11 protein-coding genes are annotated in these 16,585 nt (G+C 60.8%); 6 read left to right on the top strand and 5 right to left on the bottom strand.

Going from position 1 to position 16,585, the window contains the following annotated elements:
• Positions 1–41 precede the first annotated feature (41 nt).
• Both nrdD and HCK03_RS23770 read right to left on the bottom strand, forming a co-directional pair.
• Positions 42–2,180 carry an anaerobic ribonucleoside-triphosphate reductase gene (nrdD, locus tag HCK03_RS23775; protein ID WP_041143769.1) on the bottom strand — a complete coding sequence of 713 codons (2,139 nt, stop codon included), beginning with the start codon at positions 2,178–2,180 and terminating at the stop codon, positions 42–44.
• Between the two features lie 367 nt (positions 2,181–2,547).
• Positions 2,548–3,291, bottom strand: a complete 744-nt coding sequence (locus HCK03_RS23770; protein ID WP_041143770.1) for a MurR/RpiR family transcriptional regulator — start codon at positions 3,289–3,291, stop codon at positions 2,548–2,550.
• 262 nt (positions 3,292–3,553) lie between these two features.
• Between HCK03_RS23770 and HCK03_RS23765 the strand changes: the two genes are divergently transcribed.
• The 3 genes from HCK03_RS23765 to celB all read left to right on the top strand — a co-directional run bounded on the left by HCK03_RS23765 (position 3,554) and on the right by celB (position 6,628).
• Entirely contained in the window at positions 3,554–3,862 is a 309-nt protein-coding gene (locus tag HCK03_RS23765) for a PTS sugar transporter subunit IIB (protein ID WP_041143771.1), read from the top strand.
• 79 nt (positions 3,863–3,941) lie between these two features.
• On the top strand, positions 3,942–5,249 hold the full coding sequence (locus HCK03_RS23760) for a 6-phospho-beta-glucosidase (RefSeq protein WP_115194029.1): 1,308 nt from the start codon (positions 3,942–3,944) through the stop codon (positions 5,247–5,249).
• Positions 5,250–5,275: 26 nt separating this feature from the next.
• The gene (celB, locus tag HCK03_RS23755) at positions 5,276–6,628 is read left to right on the top strand and encodes a PTS cellobiose transporter subunit IIC (RefSeq protein WP_115193719.1); all 1,353 of its coding nucleotides are present in this window, start codon (positions 5,276–5,278) and stop codon (positions 6,626–6,628) included.
• Between the two features lie 74 nt (positions 6,629–6,702).
• On the opposite strand, the gene treC is transcribed toward celB, so the two are convergent.
• The 3 genes from treC to treR form a co-directional block, all read right to left on the bottom strand.
• Complete coding sequence (treC, locus tag HCK03_RS23750; protein ID WP_115193718.1) at positions 6,703–8,358, bottom strand: alpha,alpha-phosphotrehalase; 1,656 nt, start codon at positions 8,356–8,358, stop codon at positions 6,703–6,705.
• A 55-nt stretch (positions 8,359–8,413) separates the two neighbouring features.
• A complete protein-coding gene (gene treB, locus HCK03_RS23745; RefSeq protein ID WP_143992382.1) occupies positions 8,414–9,832 on the bottom strand; it encodes a PTS trehalose transporter subunit IIBC in 1,419 nt (472 codons plus the stop codon).
• A gap of 129 nt (positions 9,833–9,961) precedes the next feature.
• A complete protein-coding gene (gene treR, locus HCK03_RS23740) occupies positions 9,962–10,909 on the bottom strand; it encodes a trehalose operon repressor TreR (protein WP_041143775.1) in 948 nt (315 codons plus the stop codon).
• 180 nt (positions 10,910–11,089) lie between these two features.
• On the opposite strand from treR, the gene mgtL reads away from it, so the two are divergent.
• The 3 genes from mgtL to HCK03_RS23730 all read left to right on the top strand — a co-directional run bounded on the left by mgtL (position 11,090) and on the right by HCK03_RS23730 (position 16,547).
• Positions 11,090–11,143 (top strand): mgtA regulatory leader peptide MgtL, encoded by a 54-nt coding sequence (gene mgtL / locus HCK03_RS26675; protein ID WP_227503286.1) that lies wholly within the window; start codon positions 11,090–11,092, stop codon positions 11,141–11,143.
• 142 nt (positions 11,144–11,285) lie between these two features.
• Positions 11,286–13,994 (top strand): magnesium-translocating P-type ATPase, encoded by a 2,709-nt coding sequence (mgtA, locus tag HCK03_RS23735; protein WP_115193716.1) that lies wholly within the window; start codon positions 11,286–11,288, stop codon positions 13,992–13,994.
• 159 nt (positions 13,995–14,153) lie between these two features.
• The gene (locus tag HCK03_RS23730) at positions 14,154–16,547 is read left to right on the top strand and encodes a beta-N-acetylhexosaminidase (RefSeq protein ID WP_167692272.1); all 2,394 of its coding nucleotides are present in this window, start codon (positions 14,154–14,156) and stop codon (positions 16,545–16,547) included.
• Positions 16,548–16,585 lie beyond the last annotated feature (38 nt).

The following is a 16,585-nucleotide window of genomic DNA, read 5'->3' as shown; positions in this document are numbered from 1 at the left end:
CTCCTCGTTGGGGAGAGGGGGAGGGGCTAAACCGCTCGGAATTAACCGAGCTGCCCGTTGCCAAGGTGCTTAATGCGGCGCTTCACCTCTTCCTGCTTGCCGGCGTTGAACGGACGGGCGTCCGGGCTGCCGAGATAGCCGCACACGCGGCGGGTGACCGAGACGCGGGCCGCGTCGTGATTACCGCATTTCGGGCAGGTAAACCCTTTGCTGGTGCACTCGAACTCGCCGGTAAAGCCGCACTCGTAGCACTCGTCGATGGGCGTGTTGGTCCCGTAGTACGGCACGTGCTGATAGCTGTAATCCCAAACGTCTTCCAGCGCCTTCAGGTTGTGCTGAATGTTCGGGTATTCGCCGTAGCAAATGAAGCCTCCGTTAGCCAGCGGCGGGTAAGGCGCTTCGAAGTCGATCTTATCGTAAGGGTTCACCTTCTTCTCGACGTCGAGGTGGAAGCTGTTGGTGTAGTAGCCCTTATCGGTCACGCCGCTGATGACGCCAAACTCGGCGGTATCGAGGCGACAGAAGCGATCGCACAGGTTTTCACTTGGCGTGCTGTAGAGGCTGAAGCCGTAGCCGGTCTCCTCCTTCCACTGCTCCACGGCGTCGCGCATGCGCTTGACGATGGCGATGCCTTTCTCGCGCAGCGCGTCGCTATCGTACATATGCTGGTTGCCGGAGAGCGCGTTGATGGTCTCGTGAATGCCGATATAGCCCAGCGAAATCGACGCGCGGCCATTTTTAAAGATATCCGCCACGTCGTCGTCCGCCTTCAGGCGTACGCCGCAGGCGCCTTCCATATAGAGGATTGGCGCGACGCGGGCCTTCACCCCTTCGAGGCGCGCAATGCGCGTCATCAGGGCCTTACGCGCCAGCTCCAGGCGGCTGTCGAGCAGTTTCCAGAAGGCGGCTTCGTCGCCCTTCGCTTCCAGCGCGATCCGCGGCAGGTTGAGGCTGATGACGCCGAGGTTGTTGCGGCCGTCGTGAACCTGCTCGCCGTCCTCGTTTTCCCACACCCCGAGGAAGCTGCGGCAGCCCATCGGCGTTTTAAACGAGCCGGTGACCTTCACCACCTGATCGTAGTTGAGGATATCCGGATACATGCGCTTGCTCGCGCACTCCAGCGCCAGCTGCTTGATGTCGTAGTTGGCGTCGCCAAACCGGTGGTTCAGGCCGTCGCGAATGGCGAAGACCAGCTTTGGGAACACCGCGGTTTTGCGGTTTTTACCGAGGCCAGCGATGCGGTTGCGCAGAATCGATTGCTGAATCAGACGCGATTCCCAGCTGGTGCCGAGGCCAAAGCCAAAGGTGACGAACGGCGTCTGGCCGTTGGCGGTGTGCAGGGTATTTACTTCGTATTCCAGCGACTGGAAGGCGTCGTAGCACTCTTTCTCGGTGCGAGAGCGGGCGTACTCTTCGGCGTTCGGGATCTGCCACTCTTCGGCGATTTTACGATGCTTCTTGCAGCTCTCGGCCACGAACGGTGCCAGCACTTCGTCAATTCGGTTGATGGTGGTCCCGCCGTAAATATGGCTGGCGACCTGGGCGATAATCTGCGCTGTAACCGCCGTGGCGGTAGAGATAGATTTCGGTGGCTCGATCTCGGCGTTGCCCATTTTAAAGCCGTGGGTCAGCATGCCCTTGAGGTCAATCAGCATGCAGTTAAACATCGGGAAGAACGGCGAGTAGTCGAGATCGTGATAGTGGATCTCGCCGCGTTCGTGCGCCTGCACCACGTCGCGCGGCAGCAGGTGCTGGCGAGCGTAATGTTTGGCGACAATCCCGGCCAGCAGGTCGCGCTGGGTGGGGATCACCTTACTGTCTTTGTTGGCGTTTTCGTTAAGCAGGGACGAGTTGGTTTGCTCTACCAGGCCGCGAATCTCCTGGTTCAGGCGGCCGCGTTTTTCACGCTCGATATCGCGATCGTGGCGATATTCAATATAGGCGCGAGCCAGCTGCTTCCACGGACCGGACATCAGCTGGTTCTCAACGGCGGTCTGGATCTCGTTAATATCGACCTGAGCCCGGTTCTGCATTTGCTGGCTAACGACTTCTGCGACGGTGGCGCAATAGTCTGCGTCATCGACTCCCGCTGCTTTAGCTGCACGCAGAATTGCTTCTTTAATGCGCTCTGACTTAAACGGCATTTTGCAGCCATCTCTTTTCATCACATGCGGTGTCATGATCACTCCATACTTTATAGAACAGGTTATCCACAGAGGCGGAAGGTATACCGAGGTCGCGAGGCGCTATAGCTGCCGCCGTTTTCCTGCGGTTCCGGCCCGTTTTATCCACATCCCACCACCGCCTGAGTACGATGGGCTGTGTCGACATAATAGACGATTAATACAATATGTTGGGCCGGGACGCATTTTAAGTTCTATATGTAGTGATTTGCATCAAAGATGTTTGCGATTTTATTGATGCAGGACAAAGTAAAAAGGTGAGAGTACGGATGATGGGCGCTTGCGCTAAATGTAAATTTATCTGCTTAAAAAACAAGCATAAAAATGTCGTGACGCCGCCCGAGCAGGCGGCAGGCGGCGCGGCTCAGGCAATGAGCGTATCGTTCAGCAGATCGACCAGCAGCAGCAGGGCGTAGCGGGCCAGCTGCGGGCTATCGGGGAGCGGAATAATCCCGGCGGCCATGTTGGCCAGGGCGTGGTTTTCCGGCGCCAGGGCGATGATGGTTACCCCCTGGGTTCGCGCCTGCAGGGTCGCGCTTTGCAAAATATTGTCCGCGCCGGCGGTGACCAGCACCAGCAGCAGGTGATCGTCGCTCAGCGTCGAGGCCGTCATGCGCATCAGGGCGCTGTCCTGGCACAGGTTGATGGCGATGCCGGAGGGCAGCAGCTGGTGCTGCAGCAGCGTGGCGAGGGCAACATCCTGGGCGCCGAGCGCGAAGCAGTGCACGGCGCGCGCGGTCAGCAGGCGGGATTTGAGCTTCTCGACCGCCGCCTCCGAGGTCTGCGCCAACTGCCGGGTCAGCGTATCGCCAAGATAGCTCAGCCTGTCGCGCCAGGCGGCGGGCAGGGCGTGGCTGTTCGGGCTCACCCAGCTGGTCCGGCGCTCGCTGGCCTGCGCCAGCTGCTTGCGCAGATCGCGAATATCCTCGCAGCCAACGGAGCGGGCGAAGCGGGTGATGGTGGCCGGGCTGACCCCGGCGCTGGCGGCCAGTTCATCGATGGACGCGCTGGCGGTAAAGCTCAAATTTTCCAGAATAAACGCCGCAACCCGCGACTCCTGGGTGCTAAAACGCACCAGCCCTTGCTGCAACTGACCTACGATATCCATCCTGACCGTCCCTTTCCCCAGAACATCACGTTGAAAATATTTTTCACTTACCGTCTGTGCCTATTTATAGCACCAGCCCAAGGTATTTCCTATGGTTTCGCCGGTAATCGGGCAAACGGCGCGAGCAATAATGATCAAAAATTACGTTTCGATCACATTGATGAAAATTATTTTCAGATAGCCTTCACTTTCACACAATCTTAACAATATATTCGCTGGGGCCCTAACGGGCGAAGTCATAAATCCATCTGGGGGAGAAGTCATGCAACGAATCGTTCTGTGCTGTGCAGCAGGTATGTCAACCAGCATGCTGGTCACGAAGATGAAAGCCGAGGCGCAGCAGCGCGCGCTGTCGCTGGATATCTACGCGGTGGCGGTCGCGGAATTTGAGCGCGAGCTGGCCAATGCCGACGTGATCCTGCTGGGGCCCCAGGTGAAGTATGAGGCCGGACGCCTGAGCGCGCTGGCCGCTCCGCACGGAAAAGCGGTCGCGGTGATCGATATGGCCGACTACGGCATGATGCGCGGCGCGGCGGTGCTTGATAAGGCGCTCGCGCTGCTTAATTCCTGATTTTTCTCTTATATCCCTGAACCATCACGCGCGCTCACGTCGACCGCGCGCGGCTCTCTGCATGCCGAAAGAGGTCTCTATGCAAGCACTAAAAATTGCCGTCATTGGCGGCGGCAGTAGCTATACGCCGGAGCTTATTGAAGGAATTATCGTTCGTTATGAACAGCTTCCGGTTACGGAGCTGGCGCTGGTTGACGTTGAATCAGGCAGGGAGAAGGTGGAAATTATCGCCGCGCTGACGCGGCGGATGCTGACCCGCAAAGGGCTGGAGCACGTCATCGTCAGCGTCCACTTTGCGCTGGACGAGGCGATCCGCGGGGCCAGCTTCGTCCTGACCCAGCTGCGCGTCGGCCAGTTGGCGGCGCGGGCCGGCGACGAGCGCCTCGGGCTGAAGTACAACCTGCTGGGCCAGGAAACCACCGGCGTGGGCGGATTCGCCAAAGCGCTGCGCACCATCCCGGCGATCCTTGAGGTGGCGCGCAAGGTCGAGCAGCTGGCGCCGCAGGCGTTTATCCTCAACTTCACCAACCCGGCCGGGATTGTCACCGAAGCGGTGAGCCGCTACAGCAAGGCGAAGATTATCGGCCTGTGCAACGTGCCGATTAATATGCAGCACATGATTACCGGCATGCTGGGCGCGAAGGCGGAAGAGGTTAACCTGCGCTTTGCCGGACTCAACCATATGGTATGGGTGCATAAAGTGATGCAGGGGCACGAAGACGTGACCCGCAAGGTTATCGATATGTTGTGCGATGGTCAGGCGCTGTCGATGAACAATATCAAAGAGCTACCGTGGCCGGCGCCGTTCCTGCGCGCGCTGAACGCTATTCCCTGCCCCTATCATCGCTACTTCTGGCTGACGCCGGCGATGCTGGCGGAGGAGATCGCGGCGGCAAAAACCAAGGGCACCCGCGCCGAGCAGGTGATGAAGGTCGAGCAGGAGCTGTTCGCGCTGTACGCCAACCCGGCCCTCGATGAGAAGCCGGAGCAGCTCAGCTTCCGCGGCGGCGCTTACTACTCGGAAGTGGCCGTGGAGCTTATCAACGCAATTCATAACAATCTCGGCAAGGAGATGGTGGTGAACACCCGCAACAACGGGGCGATTCACGGCCTTGACGATGACGCGGTGGTGGAAACCAACAGCATTATTGATGCCCAGGGCGCCCGGCCGCTGACCTTTGGCGCGCTGCCGCCGGCGATGAACGGCCTGACGCAGCAGGTGAAGGCCTTTGAGCGGCTGACCATTGAAGCCGCGGTACACGGCTGCCGCGATAGCGCGCTGCTGGCGCTGGTGACCAACCCGCTGGTGGGCAACGTCACCGACGCGCAGGCGCTGCTGGACGAAGTCTTAACCATCAACCGTCAATGGCTGACGCAATTTAACTGATCGTTATTTCCTTTGGGGATCGTCTTATGTCGAACACAACGTGGATTGAACGTTACGTCATGCCTGCGGCGCTGAAAATCGCCGGGCAAAAGCACGTCCTGTCGGTGCGCGACGGCATTATTCTGAATATGCCGTTTATGCTGATTGGTTCATTTTTCCTGATTTTCGCCTACCTGCCCATTCCCGGCTATGCCGATATGATGAGCGGCCTGTTCGGCGACGTCTGGCGCGATAAAATTCTTTATCCGGTCAAAGCGACCTACGACATTATGGCGCTGATCTCGAGCTTCGGGATTGCCTACCGGCTGGCGGAGAAGTACCGCACGCTTGATCCGCTGACCGCCGGGGCGATGTCGCTGGTCGCCTTCGTGATGACGATCCCGCAAAGCACGCTGTTTACGCCGGTGCACGGCGCGGCGGAAGTGGTCAAAGGGGTGATCCCCGTCGGGCTGGTGGGCAGCCAGGGGCTGTTTGTTGCCATCGTGATTTCGCTGCTCTCCACCGAGATTTACCGCTTTGTCGCCAGTCGCAACCTGGTTATCCGCATGCCGGACGGCGTGCCGCCGGCGGTGGCGAAATCGTTCCTCGCGCTGATCCCCGGATTCTGCGTGCTGGCGGTGGTGCTGGCGCTGCGCCTGATCGTCGAAGCCTCACCGTTCGGCGACATTAACAGCATGATCGCCACCATTATCGGCATCCCGATGCACCACGTCGGCGGCACGCTGCCGGGGATGATCTTCTCGGTTATCCTGATCGGCATTCTGTGGACGCTGGGGCTGCACGGCGATGCCATCGTGCTGGTGTTTATTCAGCCGGTGTGGCTGTCGAATATGTCGGAAAACCTCACCGCGTTTCAGAACGGCCAGCCGATCCCGCACATCATTACGCAGCAGTTTTACGATCTGTGGATTGCTCCCGGCGGCACCGGGGCGCTGCTGGGGCTGGTGCTGTTTATGCTGTTCAGAAGCCGCAGCCAGCAGATGAAGCAGCTGGGGAAAATCGCCGCGCCCGGCGCGCTGTTTAATATCAGCGAACCGATGGTGTTCGGCATCCCGCTGGTGATGAACCCCTATTTCTTCCTGCCGTTTATCCTGACGCCGGTTCTGCTGGTGATTGTCTCGTACACCGCGATGGCGACCGGGCTGGTCGCTCCGCCGGCGGGGATTGCGCTGCCGTTTACCACGCCGATTTTTATTAGCGGCTATCTGGCAACGGGCGGGCATATTTCCGGCACCATTCTGCAGGTGGCGAACCTGACGATTTCGCTGGTGGTTTACTATCCGTTCTTCCGGGCGTGGGATCGCCTGAAGGCGAAAGAGGAGCACGCCTCGACCCGCCAGGAGGCCAGCAGCGCGCTGTCAACGGCCGACAGAGTCTGACGACAAAGGCGCGGCGCCAGCTCGGGCTACCCTAACGTAGCCCGCTCAAGCGCTGCGCCAGCCGCGGCGTCGCCTTACTCCTGCAGCCACCACATGGCTTCAAACGGACGCAGGGTCATGGCCGCCGGGCGATTCGCCGCTTCCGCGTAGTTGCTCATCAATACCCGCCAGTCGCCCTTCATCTCATCCGGCTGCCAGTTCTGGAATTCACGGCTCAGGTTAGCCACCACCACCAGCGTTTGCCCCTGCCACTGACGGCGATAGCACCACAGAGACGGATGCGCCGGGCAAAGATCGAGATAGTCGCCCCAGGTCAGCACCGGCGTGCTTTTGCGCAGCGCGATCAGCTGCTGATAGGCATAGAACACCGAATCAGGATCGGCCAGCGCCGACTCGGCGTTGATGTGGCGATAGTTATCGCACAATGCAATCCACGGCTCGCCTTCGCTGAAGCCGCCGTTCTCGCGGCCGCTCCACTGCATCGGCGTCCGGCTGTTGTCGCGGGATTTGCTGGCCAGAATCGCCAGCAGCTCGTCGGGCGCCTGCCCCTGGGCGGCACGTTCAATAAACATGTTGTGACTTTCGACGTCGCGATAGTCGCTGATTCGCGAGAAGTGCGGATTGGTCATGCCAATCTCTTCCCCCTGATAGATATAGGGGGTGCCCTGCATCCCGTGCAGCACCATCGCCAGCATTTTGGCCGCCGGAATCCGGTATTCGCCCTCGTCGCCGAAACGCGAAACGATGCGCGGCTGATCGTGGTTACACCAGAACAGCGCGTTCCACGCGCGGTTGTGCATCCCCTGCTGCCAGTGGCTGAACAGCGCCTTCAGCGCCACGTAGTCAGGACGCGCGAGGCTCCATTTTTCGCCGCCGGGATAATCCACCTTCAGGTGGTGGAAGTTAAAGGTCATCGACAGCTCCTGGCCCTCCTGCGCCGCGTACTGCTGGCAGTGCTCCAGGGTGGTGGAGGACATCTCCCCGACCGTCATCAGATTGCGCGGAGTGAAGACGTCGCGGCTCATCTCCTGCAGGAATTCGTGCACGCGCGGGCCGTCGGTATAGAAGCGGCGGCCGTCGCCCTCGGCGTCGGACGGGAAGGTCTGCTCTTTCGAGATCAGGTTGATAACGTCGAGGCGCAGGCCGTCAACGCCGCGGTCGGCCCAGAATTCGCAGACCTTTTTTAGCTCCGCGCGCACGGCCGGGTTTTCCCAGTTGAGGTCCGCCTGCTCGGCGGCGAACAGGTGCAGATAGTACTGACCGCTTTCGGCGTGCCACTGCCAGGCGTTGCCGCCGAATTTGGAGCGCCAGTTATTCGGCGGGGTGGTGGGCTCGCCGTCGCGCCAGATATAAAACTGGCGGTACGGGCTCTCTCTCTTTAACGACTCGCGGAACCAGGCGTGGGCGGTTGAGGTGTGGTTAAGCACCATATCCAGCACGATGCGGATGCCGCGCACTTTCGCCTCGGCCACCAGTTCGTCAAAGTCATCCAGCGTGCCGTAGGTCGGATCGATGGCGGTGTAGTTCGCCACATCGTAGCCGTTATCCACCTGCGGCGAGACGTAGAACGGGGTCAGCCAGATGGCGTCCACGCCGAGCTTGTGCAGGTAGTCGAGGCGCGCGGTGACCCCACGCAGATCGCCGGTACCGCTGCCGGTCGTATCCTGGAAACTCTTCGGATAGATTTGGTAAATAACGCCGTTTTGCCACCAGAGGGGAAGGGTATTCATAGTGCTTTCCTGCTACAACGAGGGGGCGCTTTCGCGCCCCGGAAGGAAGATAAAATCAGACAATCTGCAAGGTGCCCTGGCGGAATTTGCGCTGGTACACGAAGGTCGTAAGAACAATCGGCACGACGACGGCAATAGCCATTGCCAGGCCGTAAACCTGCCAGTAGGTCGGCTGGATGGAGAGGATGCCCGGCAGGCCGCCGACGCCGATCCCGTTCGCCATCACGCCGTTCAGGCCGCACAGCAGCCCGGCGAGGCCGGAGCCGACCATCGCGCAGAGCATCGGGAAGCGGTACTTCAGGTTGATGCCGTACATCGCCGGCTCGGTGACGCCAAGGTAGGCGGAGATCGCCGCCGGGACGGAGATTTCACGCTCATTCTGCTTGCGGCTGGCGATAATAATGCCGACTACCGCCGAGGCCTGGGCAATGTTGGAGAGCGCAATCAGCGGCCACACCGGCGTACCGCCCATGCTCTGAATCATCTGCATATCGATAGCCAGGGTGGTCTGATGGACGCCGGTAATCACCAGCGGCGCATACAGGAAGCCGAACAGCGCGGCGCCAATCGGCGCGAAGCTACCGGTCATCAGATGGCGCACCGCAAAGGCCACGCCGTCGCCGATCATGCGGCCAAACGGGCCGATAAAGGCGTGAGCAAGGAACACCGCCAGGATCAGGGAGCATACCGGGACGATGACCAGGTAGAGGTAGTCAGGCACGATGCGCTTCATACGCGTCTCGATAAAGCCCAGCGCCAGACCGGCCAGCAGGGCCGGGATCACCTGCGCCTGATAGCCCACTTTGGCGATGGTAAACAGGCCGAAGTTCCACACTTCCGGTACCTGCTGGCCGAGCATGTAGGCGTTCATCAGCTGGGGAGAAACCAGCGTGACGCCCAGCACGATGCCGAGGATCGGCGTGCCGCCCATTTTCTTCACCGCTGACCAGCAGATGCCGACCGGCAGGTAGAAGAAGATGGCTTCGCCAATCAGCCACAGGAAGTCATAGATTGTTTTCAGCGACGGGTGCATTTGCGCCAGCGTCTGGCCGTTGCTCATCGGCAGATCGCCGATTACGTTGCGAAAGCCGAGGATCAGGCCGCCGCTGATCAGCGCCGGCAGCAGCGGGAAGAAGATCTCGGCAAAGTGCGAGATCAGCTGCTCGTGCCACTTCATGTTCTGCCGCGCGGCCTGTTTGGCCTGCTCTTTATCCGCAGAGGCCTGGCCGGTGGTGGCCAGCAGCGCCTTGTAGTAGTCGTCCACGTCGGTGCCGATCACCACCTGGAACTGCCCGGCGTTGGTAAAGCAGCCCTTCACCATGCGCAGCTGCTCAATTTCTTTCGGCCTGGCGATGGCCGGGTTATTTAACACAAAGCGCAGACGGGTAATACAGTGGCTGACGGTGGCGATGTTGTCGCGCCCGCCTACCAGTTCGATTAATTTATCGATGTCCTGCTGATTTACTTTACTCATTGTGAGGCCTCAAAACAGAGGGAAGAGATTGCGTAATGAACTGAGACGAATCCTAACCGCTCCGCTTCGTTTGCAAAATGGGAACGTTCCCGAAACGCAGCCACGATCACATAAATCCTGCTGACGGGATTAAATCAGCGCCGCGGGAATGACGATTTGACGAGGGTTAGCGTTGCCGGCGATCTGTTCGATCAGCTGCCGTGCCGCCTGGCGTCCGGCCTCGGCGTAGCCCGGATCGACGGTGAGAATTTCCGGATGCAGGAACTTCATCAGCGGCGTGCTGCCGACGCTGGCGATCTGCAGGCTGTCGATGCGCTGCTCCTGCAAATACTTGCTGGCGCCAAGGGCGAGAGTATCGGTGGCGCACAGCAGGGCGCTGGTGTCGGCGCCGAGGACGCTGGCGACGTTTTCATAGCCCTGCTTCATCGCCAGGCCCGGCAGCGCGGCGGTGGGCGTGAGGCGGTGCTGTTGGCAGAAATCGAGGTAGGCCTGATGGCGGCGCTGGCCGGTGGTGACGTCGCTATGCGGCACCCCGAGGAAGCTGATATGGCGATGGCCGCGATCGTAGAGGCGCTGCATCAGCATCCTCACCGCCCCGTCGTCGTCGTAGCAGACCGAGGCAAAGCCCGGCGCGTCGCGGGCCAGCAGCACCAGCGTTTCGCGCCACGGCGTGAGCATCTCTTCGGTAATGCCGGTAAAGCCAAACAGCACCACGCCGTCGACATGGCGGCGGGCGAGGATCCTGAGATGCTCGCTAACCAGCGCCGGGGAGAACTGGCTCTCCATCATAATCGGATCGTAACCCTGCTCGTAAAAAGCGGGCAGCATGGTCTGCACGGCAAGGTTTTCCGACAGCGAGTCCAGACGGGTGACGATAATCGCCACCACCTTATCGCTCTGACCGCGCATCGCGCGCGCGGAGCGGGAGGGCGAGAAGCCGTGCTGCTGCATAACCGCTTCCACCCGCTCGCGGGTGCGCTCGTTGACGCCGCTTTCATTGTTGAGCACGCGCGATACCGTCGATTTCCCGACGCCGCTCAAGCGCGCGATATCTTTGATGGTCAGCCGGTTTTGCATGCAGGGTTCTCGCGATGGTCCGATTAAATTGAGCCTAATGCTACTCAACCAGACCGCAATGAGCAAAGTCTGGTTTACGTCCGGTTTAGTTACGCGGGTTTACCATAGCCATAATTGCCACAAATAGATCGCTGGCCGCGGTATAATCCGCGCCGTTTTTACTCACTTACCGGAGATTTTATGGACCCCGATCCCACTCCTCATCCTCGATGGAGTTATATCTCTTTCCGGTAAGCCTGCTTAGCACTGCTTTACCGGAAGCGTAAAGCAGTGACGTTCTTGATGTCCCTGCCATAAAAAATAATGCCTGACAGGTATGTTTTACCGTGCCCGTCGATTTTGCTGCGTTCGCTGTGCGAGCGCGGAGGGACTGTTTATGTTGAAAAATTTTACCCGGCAGCTGTTTGCGCAGCTTAGCCGCCACCTGCCACACCGCCTGGTGCAGCGCGATCCGCTCCCCGATGCCCGCAATCTGGCCAGCGCGCCGATCCCTGACTCGCTGGGCAAGCGCTGCCTGAACGTGGCGGCCATGGATGAAAACGAACTCTGGCGCGCCTTCGACAGCCACCCGGAAGGGCTCAACGCCGCCGAAGTGGCGCAGAAAGTTGCGGCGCACGGCGACAACCAAATCCCCGCCCAGAAGCCTTCGCCGTGGTGGGTGCATCTGTGGACCTGCTATCGCAACCCCTTCAACCTGCTGCTGACCGTGCTGGGTATCGTCTCCTACTCTACGGAGGATCTGTTTGCCGCGGGCGTGATTGCGCTGATGGTCGGGATCTCCACGCTGCTCAACTTTATTCAGGAAGCCCGCTCCACCCGGGCAGCGGATGCGCTGAAGGCGATGGTCAGCAACACCGCCACGGTGCTGCGGGTGGTCAACGAACAGGGCGAAAGCCGCTGGTGCGAGCTGCCTATCGACCGGCTGGTGCCGGGGGATATCGTTAAGCTCTCGGCGGGAGATATGATCCCGGCGGACCTGCGCATTCTCCAGGCGCGCGATCTTTTTGTCGCCCAGGCCTCGCTGACCGGCGAATCGCTGCCGGTGGAAAAAGTGGCCCGCAGCCGCGACCCGCTGCAGAGCAACCCGCTGGAGTGCGATACCCTGTGCTTTATGGGCACCAACGTGGTGAGCGGCACGGCGCAGGCGATCGTGTTCGCCACCGGCGGCGGTACCTGGTTCGGCCAGCTGGCCGGGCGGGTGAGCGAGCAGGAGAGCGAACCCAACGCCTTCCAGAAGGGCATCAGCCGCGTCAGCATGCTGCTGATCCGCTTTATGTTGGTGATGGCGCCGGTGGTGCTGCTGATCAACGGCTTTACCAAAGGCGACTGGTGGGAAGCGGCGCTGTTCGCCCTATCGGTGGCGGTTGGCCTGACGCCGGAAATGCTGCCGATGATCGTCACCTCCACCCTGGCGCGCGGGGCGGTGAAGCTGTCAAAACAGAAGGTCATCGTCAAACACCTCGACGCCATCCAGAACTTTGGCGCGATGGATATCCTGTGTACCGATAAAACCGGCACCCTGACCCAGGATAAAATCGTGCTGGAAAACCATACCGACGTTTCAGGCAAAGTCAGCGAGCGCGTGCTGAACGTCGCCTGGCTTAACAGCCACTACCAGACCGGGCTGAAAAACCTGCTCGATACCGCAGTGCTGGAGGGCGTGGAGCTGGACGCCGCCCGTCAGCTTGCCGAGCGCTGGCAGAAAGTGGACGAGATCCCCTTCGACTTTGAGCGCCGCCGGATGTCGGTGGTGGTGAGCGAGCAGGAGGGCGTCCATCAGCTTATCTGCAAAGGCGCGCTGCAGGAGATCCTCAACGTCTCGACCCAGGTCCGCTACAACGGCGACATCGTGCCGCTGGACGAGACCATGCTGCGCCGTATCCGCCGGGTAACCGACACGCTGAACCGTCAGGGGCTGCGCGTGGTGGCGGTGGCCACCCGCTATCTGCCGGCGCGGGAAGGGGACTATCAGCGGGCCGACGAGTCGGACCTGATCCTCGAAGGCTATATCGCCTTTCTCGATCCGCCGAAAGAGACCACCGCCCCGGCGCTGAAAGCGCTGAAGGCCAGCGGCATTACCGTCAAAATCCTCACCGGCGATAGCGAGCTGGTGGCGGCGAAGGTATGCCATGAGGTGGGTCTGGACGCGGGTGAGGTGGTTGTCGGCAGCCAGATTGAAGCGCTCAGCGATGATGAGCTGGCGGCGCTGGCGAAACGCACCACCCTGTTTGCGCGCCTGGCGCCGCTGCATAAAGAGCGCATCGTGACGCTGCTCAAACGCGAGGGGCACGTGGTGGGCTTTATGGGCGACGGGATTAACGACGCCCCGGCGCTGCGCGCGGCGGACATCGGGATTTCCGTCGATGGGGCGGTGGATATCGCCCGCGAGGCGGCGGATATCATCCTGCTGGAAAAGAGCCTGATGGTGCTGGAAGAGGGGGTTATCGAAGGGCGTCGCACTTTTGCCAACATGCTCAAGTACATCAAAATGACCGCCAGCTCGAACTTCGGCAACGTCTTCAGCGTGCTGGTAGCGAGCGCATTTCTGCCGTTCCTGCCGATGCTGCCGCTGCACCTGCTGATTCAGAACCTGCTGTACGATGTATCCCAGGTAGCGATCCCGTTTGATAACGTTGACGATGAGCAGATCCGTAAGCCGCAGCGCTGGAACCCGGCCGAGCTGGGGCGCTTTATGGTCTTCTTCGGCCCGATTAGCTCCATCTTCGATATCCTCACCTTCTGCCTGATGTGGTGGGTATTCCACGCCAACGTGCCGGAAGCGCAGACGCTGTTCCAGTCGGGCTGGTTTATTGAAGGGCTGCTGTCGCAAACGCTGATTGTGCATATGATCCGTACCCGACGCATTCCATTCGTCCAGAGCCGCGCCGCGTGGCCGCTGTTTGCGATGACCCTGGTGGTGATGGTGGTCGGCATCGCGCTGCCGTTCTCGCCGCTGGCGGGCTATCTGCAGCTGCAGGCGCTGCCGCTGAGCTACTTCCCGTGGCTGATTGCGATTCTGGCGGGCTACATGACGCTGACCCAGATGGTCAAAGGCTTCTACAGCCGCCGCTACGGCTGGCAGTAACCCCGGTTTTCTCCGCCCCTCTCCCGCTCAGGGGAGAGGGCATTTATCTTAAACTTCATTAAGTTGTGAAGCGCGTCATCTCATTTCCTTGACGCTCTTTTTGGCGCATGTTAACCAAATGTTTTGCTTTTTTTTGGCCCGTCATCAAAAGGAAAACTCATGCTTAACACCCTGCGCTATGGAGTGCTTACCAGCGGATTAATTCTCAGCGGCCTGGCCTGCGCCGCCCCGCCGGGCGATCTGCCGCTTATGCCCTGGCCGGCTCACGTCGAGCGTCCACAGACGCAGGGCGCGCTGGTGCTGAATAATCAGCTGACGCTAAACGTCAGCGGCGACGATTTGGGGGATGCCGCCAGCCGCTGGCGCGAGCGCATCGCCCGTCAGACCGGCTGGACGCTGCAGCCGCAGCTGGCGCCGGCGAAAGCGCCGACGATTAACGTGGTGATTGCCAAAAAGGTCCCGGCCACTCCGCGCCCCGACAGCGATGAAAGCTACCAGCTGAAGGTGAGCGCCGAGGGCGTGACCCTCAGGGCGAATACCCGCTTCGGCGCGCTGCGCGGGATGGAAACCCTGCTCCAGCTGATCCAGAACGGCGCGGAGAATACCGCCATTCCTTACGTTACGATCGACGATGCGCCGCGCTTCCCGTGGCGCGGGCTGCTGCTCGACTCCGCGCGCCACTTTATGCCGCTGGACGCCATCAAGCGGCAAATTGACGGCATGGCGGCCGCCAAGCTCAACGTCTTCCACTGGCACCTGACCGACGATCAGGGCTGGCGCTTTGCCTCCACGCGCTATCCGAAGCTGCAGCAGCAGGCCAGCGACGGGCTGTTCTACACCCAGGCGCAGATGAAAGAGATCGTGCGCTACGCGACGGATCGCGGCATCCGCGTGGTGCCGGAAATTGACATGCCCGGGCACGCCTCGGCCATTGCGGTGGCCTACCCGGAGCTGATGAGCGCGCCGGGACCCTATCAAATGGAGCGCCACTGGGGCGTGCTTAAGCCGGTGCTTGACCCGACCAAAGAGGCCACATACGCCTTTGCCGAAGCGATGATCGGCGAGCTGGCGGCGATCTTCCCCGACCCTTATCTGCACATTGGCGGGGATGAGGTTGACGACAGCCAGTGGCAGGCGAATCCGGCGATCCAGAAGTTTATGCGCGGCAAGGGGCTGGCGGACAGCCACGCGCTGCAGGCGTACTTCAACCGCCGGCTGGAGACGATCCTCGAAAAATACCATCGGCAGATGGTGGGCTGGGACGAAATCTATCACCCCGATCTGCCGAAAAGCATTTTGATCCAGTCGTGGCAGGGGCAGGACGCGCTGGGGGAGGTGGCGAAGCACGGCTATCGCGGGATCCTCTCTACCGGATTTTATCTCGATCAGCCGCAGTACACCGCCTATCACTACCGCAATGAAGTCGTCCCGCAGGGCCTGAACGGCGTCGACACCATCACCGATAACGACAGCGCCCAAAGCTGGCGCTTCGTGATGCCGCGGCTGAAGGGGAGCGCGGTGGAGGGCAGCTTCACGCTGATAAAAGGCGACAGCGGCTGGCGCGGATTTATTGATTTTAAAGGCAAATCGCGTCGGGCGGTGCAGGATATCGCGTGGCTGAACGATAACCAGATAACCTTCAGCGTCGATACCTGGATGGGGGAAACCCGGCCGGTGCTCACCGTCAACGACGATAGGCTTGGCGGCTACTTCCTGCTGGGCAACGTCCGCTATCCGGTGAGCGGGCAGCGGCTGGACGAGGTGCCGGAGGGGATCCAGCCGGTGGTTCCCGATGCCGAACAGCAGAAGAACCTGCTCGGCGGCGAAGCGGCGCTGTGGGCGGAAAACGTGGCGGCGCCGGTGCTGGATATCAAGCTGTGGCCGCGGGCCTTCGCGGTCGCCGAGCGCCTGTGGTCGGCGCAGGATGTCAAAGACAGCGACAATATGTACCAGCGCCTGCAGGCGATGGACGGCTGGTCAACGGTTTCGGTCGGCCTGCAGCAGCACGGGCTGCAGCTGGTGCAGTTCACCCGGCTGGCAAACGGCGGCAGCACCCTGGCGCTGCAGATCCTCGCCCAGGCCATCGAGCCGGCGCACTATTACACGCGCCAGCACCTGAAATTCCAGGCCAATAACTATCATCAGCTTGAGCCGCTGAACCGCCTGGCCGACGCGCTGCCGCCGGAGAGCGACACCGTGCGCAGCCTTGACCGCTGGGCCGAAAGGCTGATTAGCGACGCGGAAGATAACGAAAGCGCGGACGCGCTGCGTCACGTCTTTACCCGCTGGCAAAATAATACCGCCGATGCGCTGGCGCTGACGGAAAGCAGCTATCAGCTGGCGGCGATCGGCCCGGTGGTGCAGCAGGTTGATAAGCTGGCGACGCTGGGGCTGCGGCTGACGGACCTGGTGGCCCGTCAGGGCACGCTGGATGATAAGGAGTATGCGTCGGTGCAGGCGCAGCTGGATGAGGCGGCGAAAACCCAGGATGAGCTGGTGATTGCGGCGGTCTATCCGCTGGAGAAACTGCTGCGGGCGACGAAGGTCGAGTAGGGGATATATGACAGGCCGGCCTTAGGGCCGGCACTGTG

Source organism: Klebsiella terrigena (assembly GCF_012029655.1).
Lineage (GTDB): Bacteria > Pseudomonadota > Gammaproteobacteria > Enterobacterales > Enterobacteriaceae > Klebsiella > Klebsiella terrigena.
The sequence above is the reverse complement of the archived record's forward strand: the minus strand, read 5'-3'. Positions and strand labels throughout refer to the sequence as shown.